The organism is Panacibacter ginsenosidivorans, from assembly GCF_007971225.1.
In the GTDB taxonomy this organism is placed as follows: Bacteria; Bacteroidota; Bacteroidia; order Chitinophagales; family Chitinophagaceae; genus Panacibacter; species Panacibacter ginsenosidivorans.
In genome coordinates this window covers 5273225-5289576 of sequence record NZ_CP042435.1, presented here as the reverse complement: position 1 = coordinate 5289576, position 16352 = coordinate 5273225, and the positions used below count along the sequence as shown (strand labels likewise).

The following is a 16352-nucleotide window of genomic DNA, read 5'->3' as shown; positions in this document are numbered from 1 at the left end:
ATCGAAATAAGCAACCATTGACGATCCGTAATTGCCTTATAATTTTTGTATTCATTATTGCTGTTAAACCAACAAAAGCACAACTATGCCAAGGCAGCCTGGGAGATCCTGTGGTGAATATTACTTTTGGCTCGGGCCCAAACCCGGGGCCTTCTCCAAAATTTCCTACTAATTATGGTTTTGTAACCAATGATTGTCCCAATGACGGATATTATACTATAAGAAACAGCACCACCAGTTGTTTTGGAGATTCATGGCATTCACTTACAAAAGATCATACCGGTGATGCGAATGGCTATTTTATGCTGGTGAACGCTTCTGTATTCCCCGGCACTTTTTATGTAGATACGATCCGCGGATTATGCCCAAGTACCACTTTTGAATTTGCATCGTGGGTGGTTAACGTGCTCAAGACTACTGCCTGTAATAGTGCAGGTATAACGCCTGATCTTACTTTTACAATTGAGACCACGGATGGACTTACTAAACTTCAAACCTTTAATACCGGGCCAATTCAGGCCGATGCTTCGCCTCAATGGAAACAATATGGCTTCTTTTTTAAAACACCGGTCGGCATAAGTGATATAGTGATACGCATTGTTAATAATGCGCCTGGTGGTTGTGGTAATGATCTGGCACTGGATGATATTACTTTTCGTCCATGCGGACCATTGGTCAACGCATCTATTGTAAACAACAATGCAACTACTTCTGTAAATTCTTGCGTTGGCGATACTACTGCATTTAAATTTTCTGCAACTGTTTCTGCAGGTTATACTGCACCCTCTTATCAATGGCAGTTAAGTACAGATAATGGTATTACCTGGAAAGATATACCTGGTGCTGTAAACAGCAGTTATACGAGGCAGCCAACAGGTGCAGGTAATTATCAATACCGGTTAGCAGTTTCGGAGGCAGGTAATATTAATATCAGCACTTGCCGTGTAGCATCCAATGCACTTACAGTTGTTGTAAATGCTAACCCTGTAACCAGTGCTGTAAACGATGGCCCTAAATGCAGCGGGGCCGCTATTGCCCTGACTGCAACAGGCGGCACAAATTATACATGGACAGGTCCTAATAATTTTACGGCAACCGGGCAAACAGTTAGCATTAACAATACCGTAGCATCAGGAAAATATTATGTGCTTGTAACCAATAGTAACAGTTGTAAAAATATTGATTCAACTGTAGTTGCTTTATACGATAATCCTGTTACGAAGTTTAGCTCATCTGTTCCTGCTTGTGAAAATGGCCCGGTACAGTTTACTGACCAATCAACCACCGCAACTGGGCAAACAATTACAAAATACAACTGGGATTTTGGTGATGGAAGTGTTGATGTTACTGTCAATCCTGCGCATATTTTTTCACCGGCAAAAACTTATGCTGTTACTTTAATTACTTCAACAGATAAAGCATGCAGCGACACATTGGTGCAGCAGGTATTGATTCATGACCTGCCTGTACCTGATTTTATTTTGCCCGAAGTTTGCCTAAGTGATCCTTTTGCCGCTTTTACAAATGCTTCCGCTATTGCAGATAACAGCGAAGCACAGTTTAATTACCTCTGGAACTTTGGTGATGCGAATGCTACATCAGGCAATCCAAATATATCTACCCAAAAAAATCCTCAACATAGCTATACTTCCATTGGCGTTTATAATGTTCAGCTCACTGTAACTTCAAAAGATGGCTGTGTAAATAACATAACCAAACCATTCACTGTAAATGGTGCATTGCCGCTGGCAAACTTTACAGTTGACAATACCGCCAATCTTTGCAGCAACCAGGATATTACTATTACAGATCATTCATCTGTTAATTTCGGCAGCATTACCAAAGTAGAGATCTATTGGGATTATCAAAATGATCCGGCTAATAAGGTTACTGATGAGTTTCCTGCAAATGGAAAAAAGTATAGTTATCGTTATGCAGATTTTGGTAACCCTGCCACTAAAGATTTTGTAATAAAGTATATTGCTTATTCAGGTATTAACTGTGTAAATGAAACACAGCAAACGATTACGCTTAAAGCAAGCCCACTGGCACAATTTAGTGCTATGAATGCTGTATGCGAAGGCATCACTCCATTTACCATTACACAAGCACGTGAAATAAATGGTATTAGCGGTACAGGAATCTTTAGTGGCAGCGGTGTTAGTGCTAATGGTCTGTTCAATCCGCAGGCTGCAGGCAATGGTGTACACAGCATCGTTTATACTTATACTGCAGATAACGGATGCAAAGACGCCACTGCTCAATCCATTCTTGTATATCCGCAACCAACAGTAAATGCTGGTCCTGACAGAACTTTATTGGAAGGAGGTTTTATTACCATTGATGCTACTGCAACCGGCAATAATATTACATATTTGTGGACACCCAATACCGCCATTGAAAACAACCTGGTTATAACCCCCAAGGTAAATCCTGTAGATGATATCACTTATACATTAACAGTAAAATCAGCAGACAACTGTATCAGTAAAGATGATGTGTTTATAAAAGTCTTAAAGACACCACTCATACCCAATGCATTTTCCCCCAATGGTGATGGCATCAACGATACGTGGATTATAAACTACCTCGATTCCTACCCGGGTGTAACAGTACAGGTATACAACAGGTATGGGCAGGTTGTATACCGCAGCGTGGGCTACAGTAAGGCCTGGGACGGAACATTTAACGGAACACCGCTACCTGTTGGTACTTATTATTACATAATTGACCGCAAAGTTGCAGCACCTAAACTAAGTGGATGGGTGGCTATATTAAGATAAAATTGTTATAGCGCTTCATCCAACAGACTTATAAGTTTTTTAATTCCTCCTCAATAAGTTCATTTAGTTTTATTTCATTATCCATTATCCAGGAAGGGAGTCCGTCGTTGGTAATATGCCAAATGTTTCCTTCTTTTTCCATCTGAAACATAATCCGGTTACCACGGTCATCGCTCACATCCACACTAAATAACTCTGCTTCACCATTTCTCATTTTACGAAAATTAAATTCCTTCACATTGCGTCCATTAATCTTCACCAGCTTTGTAAAATGCACATTTTTTATAAATTGAATTCGCATAGATTAGTTTTACATTTTAAATATTGCAGCAATTACTGTGCTGCAATTGTTGTAAAAATGCATAATTACAAATTTTATTTTGTTATCAACATTTCACTATATGGCATCGCTTGTTGTGTCACTCACTTCAGGGTTCGGAAATATATTGAGCTTCAGTTTGAAATGCAAAACACCATACGTTTGTAAGCACCTAAACTTTTTAAACTTTAGCTTTTACCATACATTTGAAAAAAATGATTTACACATGAATGTTCCCGCTATGGCAGAAATGATGATGAACGGAGAAGCACCTGACATTTTATTTTGGGTAGGTTGTGCAGGTAGTTTTGATCAGCGGGCTCAAAAGATCACCAAAGCATTTGCAACTATACTAAATAAAGTAGGTATAAAGTATGCCATACTTGGAAAAGAAGAAGCTTGCACCGGCGATCCTGCCAGAAGAGCCGGCAATGAATTTCTTTTTCAAATGATGGCTTATAATAATATACAGGTGCTTAACAATTACGGAATTAAAAAAATTGTTACTGCCTGTCCTCATTGCTTCAACACATTGAAAAATGAGTACCCTGAACTGGGCGGCAATTATGAAGTAATACACCATACCACATTTCTGCAGCAGCTTATCAACGAAGGAAAAATAAAATTAAAAGAAGGCGGTAGTTTTAAAGGCAAGCGCATCACTTATCATGACAGTTGCTATCTTGGTCGTGCAAACAATATTTATGAAGCACCAAGAAAAGTTTTGGAAATATTAGACGCGGAACTGGTAGAAATGAAACGCTGCCGAACAAATGGTCTTTGCTGCGGCGCTGGTGGCGCTCAGATGTTTAAAGAAGATGAACCCGGTGATAAACGTATAAACATCGAACGCACAGATGAAGCACTGAAGCTAAAACCAAATGTTATTGCTGCAGCGTGCCCTTTTTGCAATACAATGATAACAGACGGCGTAAAGAACCGTGAAAAAGAACAGGATGTACAGGTACTCGATATAGCAGAGATCATTGCAGCAAGTATTTAAAACTACTATGAGAAATTTCATCAGAAAGATCATCAGAAAATTTACCTGGAAAGATTTCCTGCTCACCTTTGGTCTGATCACATTACTTTTCTTTCTCTTTGATTTTTTTATTTACAGCGATAAAAACTACGAATTATCACATATTTCATTCTGGGTGTTTTTATTATCACGGTCTTTAATAAGTGCCATACTTATGATTTTATTGACGCCGGCAAAAAAGACAGAATAATATTTGCAGCTTATCTTTGCATCATGAATTTTGATTACAGAGAAACTATTCCAGCAGACTTTCACGATACATCCCGTGTATGGATCTATCAAAGCAGCCGTTTATTTACTATACCTGAAGCATTTCAAATAGAAGATATGCTTAAAGCATTTGTTCAGAAATGGCAAAGCCATGGTACACCTGTAAAAGGTTACGCCAATTTGTTGTACGGACAATTTATTATATTAATCGCAGATGAAACTGCTACCGGGGTTAGTGGCTGCAGCACGGATAGTTCTGTGCGTGTTATCAAACAAATAGAAGAACAGTTTGGTGTAAATATGTTCGATAGGCAAATGCTTGCTTTCCTTATAAAAGATAAAGTGCAGTTATTACCAATGGCACAGGTTAATTATGCCATTGAAAATAATTATATCAATACAGATACTTTATACTTTAATAACCTTGTATCTACCAAAAATGAGTTGCTGGATAAATGGATCATTCCTGTTAAAGAAAGCTGGCTTGCATCAAGAATAAATACCCTGCAAAAAGCTTAATTCACCACAGGGCTCATGGGCATCAGGAAACCAATACCGATAAGGCTTTTCAGCTGCAGGCCAGGGCTGTTATTATTTTTCCCGAATAGCCTTACATCATCATCATAGATCATATCAAGACTATATGTTGCCGATAAAAATTTATTGATCTTGAAAGCAAAAAGGTTGGTAAAATACATATCCACATTTTTGGGGTTATTGGTGTAATCAGAAAACAAATCAAGCTTACCTTTGTATTTTACATTCTTAAATATTTCCTTATTATAATTTATGGAAGCAAATGCGCCAATCTGCGCAATGTAACTTCTGCCTGCAGGAACTCCATATACCCCTTTTGAATTAAGCTTTTCATTGGCAACAAGAGTTATCCTCTCTGTTAATGGAGAAAGAAACAATGAAAATACGGGCGAAGGCTTATAATCAAACCCAAGTGATAAAAGGAAATAAGCCGGCGACATAAATGAAGAAGACAAATAACCGCTGTCCCCTATATAAGTTAACCCATCAAAAAGTTGTGAACGAAAATTATACAGCATCGAAGCAAATACTTTTCCCGTTGTGTCTACTTTTAAACCGTACTTGGATATTACCTCTACTCTATCATCATTTTTACGTGTGCCCAGGCTGGAGGTTTTTATTAACCCAAAATTAAAATCCAGGTTATTATCCCAGTTATGCTTGCCTCCCTGGTGATAAATATAATAATTGACATAAGCTCCTGTAGCCAGTGAAAAATCATCTCCACCCGCAGCCCAGTTACTCAATGTGCCTTGGGAAAAATTTACATTTATCAGGCCGCCTCTTTTCCATTTCCAAACGGTAAAAGTATCAGTAGCTTTTCTCGTTACACTTTTGAAAATTTCTGTAGGCAGTGTTTTCACAGGAATATCCTGGGCAAAAGCCGCAAACTGTAAACAAACCAGGAAAAAAAACAGGAATCGCTTTCTCATGCTTTCAATAAACGTGTTTGAATACTTCCTATCAGATTTTTTTGGTACCCGTCAAAGGGTAATACTATTTAGCTTCTGTTGCGTCGCACACTGCATCTGCAACAATTCTATTAAACAACTCAATTCTCAATAATGTATGTTGCAAGCTGCAAAGTACAATGCGAATGGGTTAAATACCTGACTGTTTATTACCAAAAAATAAACTGTTGCCGCACTGTTGTAATGGAAGCAAATTTAACTTCCCGGTACTTAAAAAATGTTAAGAAACTGCCAAACAGTCAGTAACGATCTTTTAGTTATTTTTGCAGGCTTATTAATAACTGGTCAAATAAATTACCGGGCAATCAAAGTAAAATTACGTGTACATCGTCTGCTTAATTGATAACAATGCGTTCAAGTGTGCGACGCAACATGCGATGACAAAAGTGATACAGTCCGGTACCAAAAACTAAAAAATAAAATTATTCCTATAATGGAAATGCTTGAAATTGCTGAGAAAGTACACGATGAAACCCGCCAGGGAGAAGCGTTTGCGCCATTCAAAGAAGAGGTTAATGTGTACAGGAAAAAATTTTATATAGAAAGTTATGGCTGTGCCATGAATTTCAGTGATAGTGAAATAATAGCTTCTATTTTGAATAAAGAAGGTTTTGGTGCTACCCGCAATTTTGAAGATGCCGATCTAATATTTCTCAACACATGTTCTATTCGGGAAAAAGCAGAACAAACAGTACGCAAACGTTTGACTGAATTTAGAAAAGTAAAAGAAGCAAGACCAGGTTTATTGATCGGCGTATTGGGTTGTATGGCAGAACGCTTAAAATCTAAATTACTCGAAGAAGAAAAACTCGTTGATATTGTTGTTGGACCGGACGCTTATCGCAGTCTCCCCGGTTTAATTGAAGAAGCTGAAACAGGCCAGAAAGCAGTAAACGTTTTATTGAGCCGCGATGAAACTTATGCAGATATTTCTCCTGTTCGTTTAGACAGTAATGGCATTACAGCATTTATTTCCATTATGCGTGGCTGCAATAATATGTGCAGCTTCTGTGTTGTGCCTTTTACACGTGGCCGCGAACGCAGCAGGGATGCTGTTTCCATAGTAAATGAAGCAAGAGATTTATTCAGCAGAGGCTTTAAAGAGGTAACACTTCTGGGGCAGAATGTTGATAGTTATTATTGGGTAAATGAAACTACCAATGAAACCATAACTTTTGCCAGGCTTATGGAAATGGTTGCTTTGATCGATCCTTCTTTACGCGTTCGTTTCAGTACATCTCATCCAAAAGACATTACCGGGGAAGTATTGCATACAATGGCTAAGTATGAAAACATCTGCAACTACATTCATTTGCCGGTTCAAAGTGGCAGTACAAGGATATTACAACTGATGAACAGAACCTATACCCGTGAATGGTATATGGCCAAAGTAAAACAGATAAAAGAAATTGTTCCTGACTGCGGTATCAGTGCAGATATTATCGCTGGCTTCTGTACAGAAACAGAGGAAGACCACCGTGATACATTGAGCATTATGGAATATAGTCAATACGATATGAGTTATATGTTCTTTTATAGTGAGAGGCCGGGAACACTTGCTGCACGCCGTTATACTGATGATATTCCTGAAGATGTGAAGAAAAGAAGGCTGCAGGAAATTGTAGAATTACAAAACAGGCTATCACTGGAAAGCAATAAAAAAGATATTGGCAAAACATTCAAAGTATTGATAGAAGGTAACAGCAAAAAGAATACTACAGAATGGAAAGGCAGAAGCTCACAAAACAAAGTAATTGTATTTCCAAAATTGAATAATGATCTAAAGCCCGGAGATTATGCCTGGGTAAAAGTGAATGATTGCACACAGGCAACATTGTTGGGAGAGATAATTTAAACCGTCCTGAAAAGGATGATACAAAATGGATAAACAAAGTATAAAAAACAGGTTTGGAATAATAGGTAATTCACCCGCATTGAATCATGCGCTTAATGTTGCCATACAGGTAGCAGTAACAGATCTTAGTGTACTGATCGTTGGTGAAAGTGGTGTGGGTAAAGAAAGTTTTTCACAGATCATACATGCCTTATCTGCAAGAAAACATAACCCATTTATTGCAGTAAACTGCGGCGCTATTCCCGAAGGCACCATAGATTCAGAATTATTTGGTCATGAAAAAGGTTCATTCACCGGTGCGGTCGATAGCCGCAAAGGTTATTTTGAAACAGTGAGTGGTGGTACGATTTTCTTAGATGAAATTGGTGAAATGCCCATTGGTACCCAGGCAAGATTATTACGTGTTTTGGAAACAGGCGAATTCATCCGTGTGGGTTCTTCCAAAGTGCAAAAAACCGATGTGCGTGTTATTGCCGCCACTAACCGCGATCTGCTTGAGTTTACACAATCAGGAAAGTTCAGGGAAGATCTTTATTACCGTTTAAGTACCGTACCTATTCGTGTTCCTTCATTGAGAGATCGGAAAGAAGATATACCGTTGCTCTTCAGAAAATTTGTGGTTGATTTTGCAGAGCGTTATAAAACAATGCCGGTACAGTTGGATGAGGAAGCAAAAAGCCTGTTAATTAATTATACCTGGCCCGGCAATGTGCGTGAATTAAAGAATATTGCAGAGCAGATATCTGTATTGAGCGGGCAACAACTTGTTACGGGTGCTGAACTTAGAAAATTTTTACCAGAGAAAAGTTTTAGCAGGCTGCCGGTTCTTGCCGCCAACGCACAACATAACGGAGAGTTCGCAAATGAAAGAGAAATATTGTACAAGCTTTTCTTCGATATGAAGAAAGATGTAACAGAACTCAAAAAAATGTTTCTCGAAATATTACAAAATCCATCACTGGCAGGGCATGCAGCAAATTACACACAGGAATCTTTGTTGAATGATTACAATAGCATTAATGGAGAAATGCATAAACAAGTCAGTGCACCTTCTGTTCATCCGCAACTGGTACCTGCTTCAAATGCACAGCCAGTATTACTTACGCATGACGATGAGATTCATCATCATGAAGAGGTTGAAGAGTCGCTCAATATCATGGACAAAGAAAAAGAGCTTATTATAAAAGCATTGAAGAAGCACAAAGGCAAACGAAAAGATGCTGCATCAGATCTTGGCATAAGCGAAAGAACATTATATCGTAAGCTAAAAGAATATGATATTGATGAGTAGTTTTTTGGGGCCATAATGTAAAATAAAAATAAAACATCGTTGCGTCGCACTTTTGTGCGTTAACAATAACTTCAACACATGATATATATGCCTTACAGATCACAGCGCTTCAAAAGAAATATTATAACGGCAGCTTTATTTATGGCCACTGTTCTTTTATTTTCTGCCTGCGGTCCTTATACATTTAAAGATGTTTCAATACCACCAGAAGTAAAAACGATCAAAGTAAATTTTATAGAGAACAGGGCACCGTATAAAAATCCACAACTAAGCCCAAGACTTACCGATCAGTTACAGCAAAAGATCTCTAACCTTACCAGGCGCACTTTAGTAACGACAGATAATGCAGATTATATCATCAGCGGCTATATAAGCAGCTACAATGTTAGTACTGCAGCCATTAGTAGTCAGCAGGCATCCGCAAACAGGTTAACTGTTGGTGTGCACATGTCATTATTCAGCGCACTTGATAATAAAACAACCGAATACGATGTAAGCCGCGATTTTGATTTCTCTGCCGGTCTTACCCTTTCACAGGCTGAAGCGCAATTATTTGATGACATTGTGAAAAATGTAACCGACGAAATTTTTAACCGTCTTTTTTCTAACTGGTAGTAGAATTGTATTTTCACCAAATGAACGAAGCAGGTAAAAATATCATTCAGCAATTGTTTGGCCAAACCGATCTCTCAAACATTACAAGAAGAGATATAGAAGCCATTGCTTCAAAGTATCCCTATTTTGGGCCTGCTCAATTCCTGCTGGCAAAAAAACTAAAAGACAGTAATGGTAACGGCGTGGAAGAGCAATTGCAAAAAGCCTCCCTTTATTTTAATAATCCGTATTGGCTTAATTATTTGCTTATTGAAGAAACCTTACAGGAAAATACAACAGATGCAGATACAGAAACATTTATTACTGAGGAATATGAACCTGTACAGGAACAGGAACCTGATGCATTAATAGAAGAAACAACAGCAGCGCATGTTGAAATGGAAAATGAATTACCTGAAACCATAGAAGACACTTCTTCAGAAACAATTAATGAGCCGGCAACAATAAATGAACATATTGAGGAAACAAAAGAAGTATTTCAATCAACAGAAGAAAATATTTCTGTTGCACCTTCTGATGTGCCTTCAGAAATAACTGAAATCTCTACCCAATCTGTTGAACATAACATTGAAATAGAAGAAACAAATCAACCGGAAGTAAACGAAGATGATCTTCCTATTGATGATTATGAAAATGAAATTGCGGACGATACGCAAAAATTGAAATTGTCAAGCCTTATTGAGCAGCATCTTTCAGAGTTCAAAAAACCTGTAACTGAAAACGATCAGCTACCCATTAAATCGAGTCCATATCATACGATAGATTATTTCGCATCGCAGGGAATTCGTGCAGATGGGCAGGATAAACTTTCATCACGGGTTAGAAAATTTACTGACTGGTTAAAGCAAATGAAAGGCGCAAATGTACAACCCACAGATCTTGGCACCGACGCGGAAACAGAACAAATGATCGAAACCATTGCACAAACTTCTAACGAAACCAAAGATATTGTTACAGAAGCCATGGCTGAAGTACTTACAAAACAGGGCAAAACAGAAAAAGCCATCCAGTTATATAAAAAATTAAGTTTTTTGAATCCGGCCAAATCCACTTACTTTGCGGCCAAAATAGAAGATCTAAACAGTAAATAAAATGACTATTCTCTTTTTTATTCTGATGATATTGGCCAGTGCGCTTTTAGGTATTATTGTATTGATCCAAAATCCAAAAGGTGGCGGTTTATCAGGTACCTTTGGTGGTTTTGGTAACCAGATAATGGGTGTAAAACAAACCAATGATGTACTTGAAAAAGGTACCTGGCTTTTTGCAGGTATCGTTGGTATTTTATGCATTACCTCTACTTTATTTTTTTCAGGCAGCAGTAGCACACCAGGTTCTGATGTTATCAAAAACCTGAAAACATCCGGCAGCACTACAGCACCTGCAACAACACCTGGTGCTACACAGCAGAACGCGGTTCCCTTCGATTCCACAAAAAAATAAGACTTACTATTCCTGACTAATATTTAATCCCTGCTTGTAAAAGCGGGGTTTTTATTTACAAGCTGCAGTTTTTCATAGCATCGCCGCTTGTGTCACTCACTTGTACGTTCGGAGCTTTTATCGTCAATCGTGAGAAGTGAATCGTGAATGAATAAGCGGTTATATTGACGATTCACGATTGCCGATTCACGCACAACAGTACAAGAGTGCGACGCAACAAAAGCATCATAAAAGTTTTACAGACGGGTACATAATTTTTTTTCACTTATCTGAATTTTATATTAATTACGCCAGTAAACAATTCTTGAAATTGTGCATGGCAGACAATCCTAAGCCTTACCTTTGGCGTTTACAACAAACTAAATAATAGTATAAAAAGCATCTGATGAAACTTGAGTTACAACGCCCTATTGCTTTTATTGATCTTGAAACAACAGGTATAAATATTGGTACAGATAAGATCGTTGAAATTGCGATCGTAAAAATACTTCCCGATGGCAGCAGGCTTGTAAAAAGGAAGCTGATTAACCCACAGATGCCAATACCACAGGCATCAAGCGATGTGCATGGCATTACAGATGAAATGGTAAAAGATGCACCAACATTTAAACAAGTGGCCAATGAAGTAAAACAATTTATTGAAAACTGTGACATGGGTGGTTACAACAGTAATCGTTTTGATATACCAATGTTAATAGAAGAATTTTCACGTGCAGGTCTTGATTTTTCTACAGATGGCAGAAAGATGGTGGATGTGCAAAAGATATTTCACCAGATGGAACAGCGCACGTTAAGTGCTGCTTATAAATTTTATTGTAATAAAGCTTTGGATGGGGCACACAGTGCAGAAGTAGATGCACAAGCCACGTGGGAAATATTGCTGGCACAGGTTGAACGTTATCCTAATATTGGCACAACAGTAGAAAGTATAGTGAAATTTACAGGTGAAGATGATATAGTAGATTTTGCACGCCGCTTTATAAAAGTAAACGGCATTGAAATATTCAATTTTGGTAAACATAAAGGTAAAGCGGTTACTGAAGTTTTAAAAGCAGAACCCCAGTATTACGATTGGATGATGAAAGGTGATTTTGCCATGAACACAAAACAAAAACTTACCGAGATACTAAACAGAACCCTGTTAAAAAAAGCATAAGTAAAAGCTTATTTGATTCAGATTATATCGTCGGTCAATACTTAACCTGATAATATTGTATTTTCGGCATCCGGAAACAAACAAACATCCCCATTGGAGAAATTAGTTATTATACCTACTTACAATGAAAAAGAAAACATTGCTGGCATACTGCACGCTGTATTTTCATTGAACCAGGGTTATCATGTGCTGGTGATCGATGATAATTCACCTGATGGTACTGCTGCGATAGTAAAGGAGCTTTTTACAACTTATCCCTCCCAATTATTTTTAGAAGAACGAAAAGGTAAACAAGGTTTGGGCACAGCTTATATTCATGGTTTCAGATGGGCTGTTGAAAAAGGTTATGCATATATTTTTGAAATGGATGCAGATTTTTCACATAACCCTGCAGATCTTGAAAGATTATATGAAGCATGTAAATATGATGGCGCAGATCTATCGATCGGGAGCCGTTATGTACCCGGAGGTAAAATTGAGAACTGGCCTTTCGATCGTCATCTTTACTCAAGAGGAGGTTCGCTGTATACAAGACTAATAACCTGGATGCCTGTGAAAGACCCTACAGCAGGCTTCATGTGTTACACCAAAAGAGTACTTGAAACCATTAACCTTGATGCTATAAGATTTGTTGGCTATGCTTTCCAGATAGAAATGAAATTTGCCGCATGGAAACTTGGCTTTAAAATAAAAGAAGTGCCTATTGTTTTTGTTGACCGCCGGGTTGGTGTTAGCAAAATGAGCAAAGGCATTTTGAAAGAAGGTGTGCTAGGTGTGTTGAAAATTCAATGGAACAGTATGTTCAAGAACTACCGTAAAAAAGTTGATGCCACTAATGGCAAAACAAAATCTCTACATACAGATGATATTGCTGCACAAAGCAAATAAATCGCTTGCATCTATACTTTTCATGATCTTTATGCACAGACCATGAAACTTGCTATAATACGTTTACATATTGCAGTTTTTCTGTGGGGCTTTACCGGAATATTGGGAAGACTCATTTCACTAAATGAAGGTTGGCTTGTATGGTGGCGCATGCTCATTACCGCAATTGCTTTGTGGCTATATTTTTTTTTCAGCAAACAAATTCAAAGAATAAGTTTACGCGATTTTTTGAAGATTGGTTCTATCGGCACCATACTTTCGATTCACTGGCTGCTCTTTTATGGAAGTATTAAATACAGTAATGTATCCATTGCGCTTACTTGTCTTGCAACTACTGGATTGTTATCTGCTATAATTGAACCTCTTTTTTTCCGAAGACGTATAAACATTACAGAGATTTTATTAGGCAGCTTTGCATTGGCCGGTATTATTATTATTTACTTTTCTAACCTGCAATTTTCTATAGGCATTTATATCGGGCTGTTGTCATCACTTGCAACTGTTGTTGTTTCCGTTTTGAATAAAAAAATTGTATCCGGTTACACGCCGCAATCAATTACTTTATACCAGTTAACAGGTGGCTTTGTTGGCTTGACGATCCTTATGCCATTTTATGATTTGCTGTTTCATTCAGATATTCAATACCCCCAAAAGTTAGACTGGCTGTGGCTTTTGATACTTGGTATTTTCTGCACAGTACTCACGTTTCTTCTATATATAAAAGCATTGAGGCATCTAAGCGCATTCACCATCAATCTTACATTAACGCTTGAACCTATTTATGGAATCATACTTGCGTTCGCAGTGTTCAGCGAGAACAAATACCTCAGTAATTATTTCTATATTGGTTTCGCCCTCATTCTTATTGCTGTATTATTGCAGATGAGAAGATTAGTAAAAGAAAAAAGGGCAATAATGCCCTTTGAATAGAAGATTTATTTTTTGAGCCAAACACATTACTACTATGAGGCTTTTGTTGCGTCGCACTCTTCAAGGTTCTGTTGTTTGCTGTACAATATGTAAACAGGTTAACTGATCAACATTATTGCTGCATTTTATATCTATGCAGCATTTTCAGTTAAGTACCTTACCAAACTTCGTTTTGCAATTGGTAATAATGTTTCTTCCACAGGGTAAACCAATTCAGATTCTATTGCATATACAGCAGGATTTGAAAGCATATTCCTGTTGCGAATAAGATCACTCTTTATATGCTCATAAGTATTTGCAATGGTTCTATGCCAGTTATTAATAAATTCTGTTTTTATGCTCCTGTATTTTTCATCATGTTTCTCAAATATGCTAAGCCTGTAATAATAAACGCTTGTGTCTCTCGTATCAGCTTTGCTTAAAAAGAAGTAACCTTCATTTTGTTCAAGTGGTACAATGCCTACCGGATTTATTGTTATTTTATCTTCTACAAATTCATATATCTCTGCACCATTGCTAATGGTAACATGCATTTGCGCAACAGCATATTGAATAATATCTTCCAATTCAGACATTAATTCATCATCTTCTATCATCTGTTCATACAATAATTGCAGCTTCTGTAATTGAACGCCTGTAAATTTTTTGGGGAAATGTTCCTGCAGGTATTTTTTATTCTCCCTGAATGATACAAGATTGTTATAATGAAAAATTATATCTGCAAGTTGCGGATATAATTTATTCTCATTAAAGTATCTATTTACTTCCTGCAGGTAAGCAAGCAAAGTATATTTCTTCAGCTCAAAATCTATATAGCCGTCTGCAAACCAGGTTTCTGATAAGGATTTCATAATGATCTCAGATTTGATACAAATGGAATTTACAAAAAAGAACTATATGATTAAAACGATTTAGAAGCTTTTAATATTTTCTTACATCTCTGAAAGAGATGTTTAAAAGATTTTTAACCAATAATATTGACTGGAATATAAATAACAACTGTGTTAAAGTTGATCAGTATATAGAACGCTGAAGTGTGCGACGCAACAGAGATAAATACATGTACTAAAAGTCCGGCTCAAAAAAATACAGTGCCGATTAATTTACAGAAGTGATCTTACCCAGTGATCTTGTAATAAAATATAGTTTCTTGTTTTCAATATAATCCGGCACCTGTGCATTATCAACAAGTTTTACAGGCTGCAGCATAAAACTATTGGCAATCTTAAATTTTGTGTCAGATAAATTATTAAGCATGTCGTTATTGTATTTCAGCAATAACCTGCTGAAGTAATACATGCTTTCAAAACCTTTAAAAGCCATATCGCTTGGGCGTGCATTTAATTTTTGTTTATACTGGCTTCTGAGATTTGAAATAACATTATCTGTTCCTGTATAGTTGAAAGGTGTAGAATAAACAATGGAAATATTTTCATTTTCCGTTCTTAGCACAGCTCTTAAACCATCCCATGTTGGTGATCCGGCAAGTGTTACCGGGAAAGTAACAGATTGATCAAGTGTTCTTATTAGGTTGGTGCTGAAGTTCTCATCAAGGCTGCCGCAAATAACAACATTTTGTTGGTTACTGTCAAGTAATGGAAGCAACTGGTCTTCTGTAAAATCATCGGGCAATTCAACTGTTTTGTATTTAATTGGGTAGGTTTTCTTTCCCGCATCTGCATACATACTCATTATCTTTTCTTCCATACTTCCTTTGCGTGTTACATATAAAAACTTTCCAACCGGGTAAGTACGTTGCAGGTATTTATACAAACCTTCCACATGCGTTTTCAACGTTGAATTAAGCATGATGAAAAAAGGGTTACCCGTTACGTAAGCATCATTTGGATATGTTGCAGAAACCAATGGAATATTATTAGTGAAAGAAAATTCTGAAAATCTTTTTTGTTCTGTGAGATTAGAAAAATCCGCAATAATAAGTGAAAAATGAAGTGGGGCTATTTCATTAGCCAATGCATCTGTAGTGCGGTCTTTCTTTTTAGTATCATAGATCCAAACATCTAATTCCTGTCCTTCTTTTTTCAAAGAATCAATTGCCAACATTACGCCGTTATAAAAATCAAGACCCTGCAAAATATATTTCGGCATGTTGGTATTACTAAGCTTGTAAACATTATTATCGAATGCAGAGTCAATATACAAAGGTGCCAATATTGCTATACGAAGCGGCGTGTCAGAAGATTGTGCTTCCACATTTTTAATGGTACAGGCAAATACACAAACAAATAAAAGTATCTGTAAGAGAAATAATCTTAATTTATTCATCGTAGCAATCCGGGTATTTTTTAGTA

At 37.3% G+C, this 16352-nt stretch carries 16 protein-coding genes; 12 read left to right on the top strand and 4 right to left on the bottom strand.

What is annotated here, in order from left to right:
• The first annotated feature begins 17 nt into the window (after positions 1–17).
• The gene (locus tag FRZ67_RS22340; RefSeq protein WP_147192777.1) at positions 18–2783 is read left to right on the top strand and encodes a PKD domain-containing protein; all 2766 of its coding nucleotides are present in this window, start codon (positions 18–20) and stop codon (positions 2781–2783) included.
• A gap of 28 nt (positions 2784–2811) precedes the next feature.
• Here the strand turns inward: FRZ67_RS22340 and FRZ67_RS22335 are convergent, their stop codons facing one another.
• Positions 2812–3084, bottom strand: a complete 273-nt coding sequence (locus tag FRZ67_RS22335) for an ACT domain-containing protein (protein ID WP_147192776.1) — start codon at positions 3082–3084, stop codon at positions 2812–2814.
• A 244-nt stretch (positions 3085–3328) separates the two neighbouring features.
• On the opposite strand from FRZ67_RS22335, the gene FRZ67_RS22330 reads away from it, so the two are divergent.
• Genes FRZ67_RS22330 through FRZ67_RS22320 form a run of 3 tightly spaced genes read left to right on the top strand, consistent with a single transcriptional unit; the run spans position 3329 to position 4873 of the window.
• Positions 3329–4105 (top strand): (Fe-S)-binding protein, encoded by a 777-nt coding sequence (locus FRZ67_RS22330; RefSeq protein ID WP_147192775.1) that lies wholly within the window; start codon positions 3329–3331, stop codon positions 4103–4105.
• 7 nt (positions 4106–4112) lie between these two features.
• Positions 4113–4334, top strand: a complete 222-nt coding sequence (locus tag FRZ67_RS22325) for a hypothetical protein (protein ID WP_147192774.1) — start codon at positions 4113–4115, stop codon at positions 4332–4334.
• 23 nt (positions 4335–4357) lie between these two features.
• Complete coding sequence (locus FRZ67_RS22320; protein ID WP_147192773.1) at positions 4358–4873, top strand: hypothetical protein; 516 nt, start codon at positions 4358–4360, stop codon at positions 4871–4873.
• Here the strand turns inward: FRZ67_RS22320 and FRZ67_RS22315 are convergent.
• Positions 4870–5823, bottom strand: a complete 954-nt coding sequence (locus tag FRZ67_RS22315; protein WP_147192772.1) for a DUF3078 domain-containing protein — start codon at positions 5821–5823, stop codon at positions 4870–4872. The two genes, FRZ67_RS22320 and FRZ67_RS22315, sit on opposite strands and share 4 nt — an antisense overlap.
• Positions 5824–6295: 472 nt before the next feature.
• Between FRZ67_RS22315 and miaB the strand changes: the two genes are divergently transcribed.
• From miaB to FRZ67_RS22275, 8 genes are all read left to right on the top strand, one after another.
• Positions 6296–7717 (top strand): tRNA (N6-isopentenyl adenosine(37)-C2)-methylthiotransferase MiaB, encoded by a 1422-nt coding sequence (gene miaB / locus FRZ67_RS22310; protein WP_262713653.1) that lies wholly within the window; start codon positions 6296–6298, stop codon positions 7715–7717.
• 25 nt (positions 7718–7742) lie between these two features.
• Complete coding sequence (locus FRZ67_RS22305) at positions 7743–9008, top strand: sigma-54 interaction domain-containing protein (RefSeq protein ID WP_147192771.1); 1266 nt, start codon at positions 7743–7745, stop codon at positions 9006–9008.
• Positions 9009–9095: 87 nt separating this feature from the next.
• A complete protein-coding gene (gene lptE, locus FRZ67_RS22300) occupies positions 9096–9623 on the top strand; it encodes an LPS assembly lipoprotein LptE (protein WP_225975443.1) in 528 nt (175 codons plus the stop codon).
• A gap of 20 nt (positions 9624–9643) precedes the next feature.
• Positions 9644–10714: a DUF8458 domain-containing protein gene (locus FRZ67_RS22295; RefSeq protein ID WP_147192770.1), complete on the top strand. Its 1071-nt coding sequence runs from the start codon at positions 9644–9646 to the stop codon at positions 10712–10714.
• A 1-nt stretch (position 10715) separates the two neighbouring features.
• Positions 10716–11066, top strand: a complete 351-nt coding sequence (secG, locus tag FRZ67_RS22290) for a preprotein translocase subunit SecG (protein ID WP_147192769.1) — start codon at positions 10716–10718, stop codon at positions 11064–11066.
• A gap of 385 nt (positions 11067–11451) precedes the next feature.
• Positions 11452–12222, top strand: coding sequence for a 3'-5' exonuclease (locus tag FRZ67_RS22285; RefSeq protein ID WP_147192768.1), 771 nt, complete (start codon positions 11452–11454; stop codon positions 12220–12222).
• Between the two features lie 93 nt (positions 12223–12315).
• Complete coding sequence (locus FRZ67_RS22280) at positions 12316–13110, top strand: polyprenol monophosphomannose synthase (RefSeq protein WP_147192767.1); 795 nt, start codon at positions 12316–12318, stop codon at positions 13108–13110.
• 42 nt (positions 13111–13152) lie between these two features.
• On the top strand, positions 13153–14040 hold the full coding sequence (locus FRZ67_RS22275) for a DMT family transporter (RefSeq protein WP_147192766.1): 888 nt from the start codon (positions 13153–13155) through the stop codon (positions 14038–14040).
• Positions 14041–14171: 131 nt separating this feature from the next.
• Here FRZ67_RS22275 and FRZ67_RS22270 read toward each other — a convergent pair whose 3' ends face one another.
• Both FRZ67_RS22270 and FRZ67_RS22265 read right to left on the bottom strand, forming a co-directional pair.
• Complete coding sequence (locus FRZ67_RS22270; protein ID WP_147192765.1) at positions 14172–14891, bottom strand: hypothetical protein; 720 nt, start codon at positions 14889–14891, stop codon at positions 14172–14174.
• 247 nt (positions 14892–15138) lie between these two features.
• Positions 15139–16326: a hypothetical protein gene (locus tag FRZ67_RS22265; protein ID WP_147192764.1), complete on the bottom strand. Its 1188-nt coding sequence runs from the start codon at positions 16324–16326 to the stop codon at positions 15139–15141.
• Between the last annotated feature and the right edge of the window lie 26 nt (positions 16327–16352).

Coding starts and splice junctions, on each gene's coding strand:
- FRZ67_RS22320 (WP_147192773.1), top strand. CDS start 4,358: ATGAATTTTGATTACAGAGAAACTATTCCAGCAGACTTTCACGATACA.
- FRZ67_RS22325 (WP_147192774.1), top strand. CDS start 4,113: ATGAGAAATTTCATCAGAAAGATCATCAGAAAATTTACCTGGAAAGAT.
- secG (WP_147192769.1), top strand. CDS start 10,716: ATGACTATTCTCTTTTTTATTCTGATGATATTGGCCAGTGCGCTTTTA.
- miaB (WP_262713653.1), top strand. CDS start 6,296: ATGGAAATGCTTGAAATTGCTGAGAAAGTACACGATGAAACCCGCCAG.
- FRZ67_RS22335 (WP_147192776.1), bottom strand. CDS start 3,084: ATGCGAATTCAATTTATAAAAAATGTGCATTTTACAAAGCTGGTGAAG.
- FRZ67_RS22265 (WP_147192764.1), bottom strand. CDS start 16,326: ATGAATAAATTAAGATTATTTCTCTTACAGATACTTTTATTTGTTTGT.
- FRZ67_RS22295 (WP_147192770.1), top strand. CDS start 9,644: ATGAACGAAGCAGGTAAAAATATCATTCAGCAATTGTTTGGCCAAACC.
- FRZ67_RS22305 (WP_147192771.1), top strand. CDS start 7,743: ATGGATAAACAAAGTATAAAAAACAGGTTTGGAATAATAGGTAATTCA.
- FRZ67_RS22330 (WP_147192775.1), top strand. CDS start 3,329: ATGAATGTTCCCGCTATGGCAGAAATGATGATGAACGGAGAAGCACCT.
- FRZ67_RS22270 (WP_147192765.1), bottom strand. CDS start 14,891: ATGAAATCCTTATCAGAAACCTGGTTTGCAGACGGCTATATAGATTTT.
- FRZ67_RS22285 (WP_147192768.1), top strand. CDS start 11,452: ATGAAACTTGAGTTACAACGCCCTATTGCTTTTATTGATCTTGAAACA.
- FRZ67_RS22315 (WP_147192772.1), bottom strand. CDS start 5,823: ATGAGAAAGCGATTCCTGTTTTTTTTCCTGGTTTGTTTACAGTTTGCG.
- FRZ67_RS22275 (WP_147192766.1), top strand. CDS start 13,153: ATGAAACTTGCTATAATACGTTTACATATTGCAGTTTTTCTGTGGGGC.
- lptE (WP_225975443.1), top strand. CDS start 9,096: ATGCCTTACAGATCACAGCGCTTCAAAAGAAATATTATAACGGCAGCT.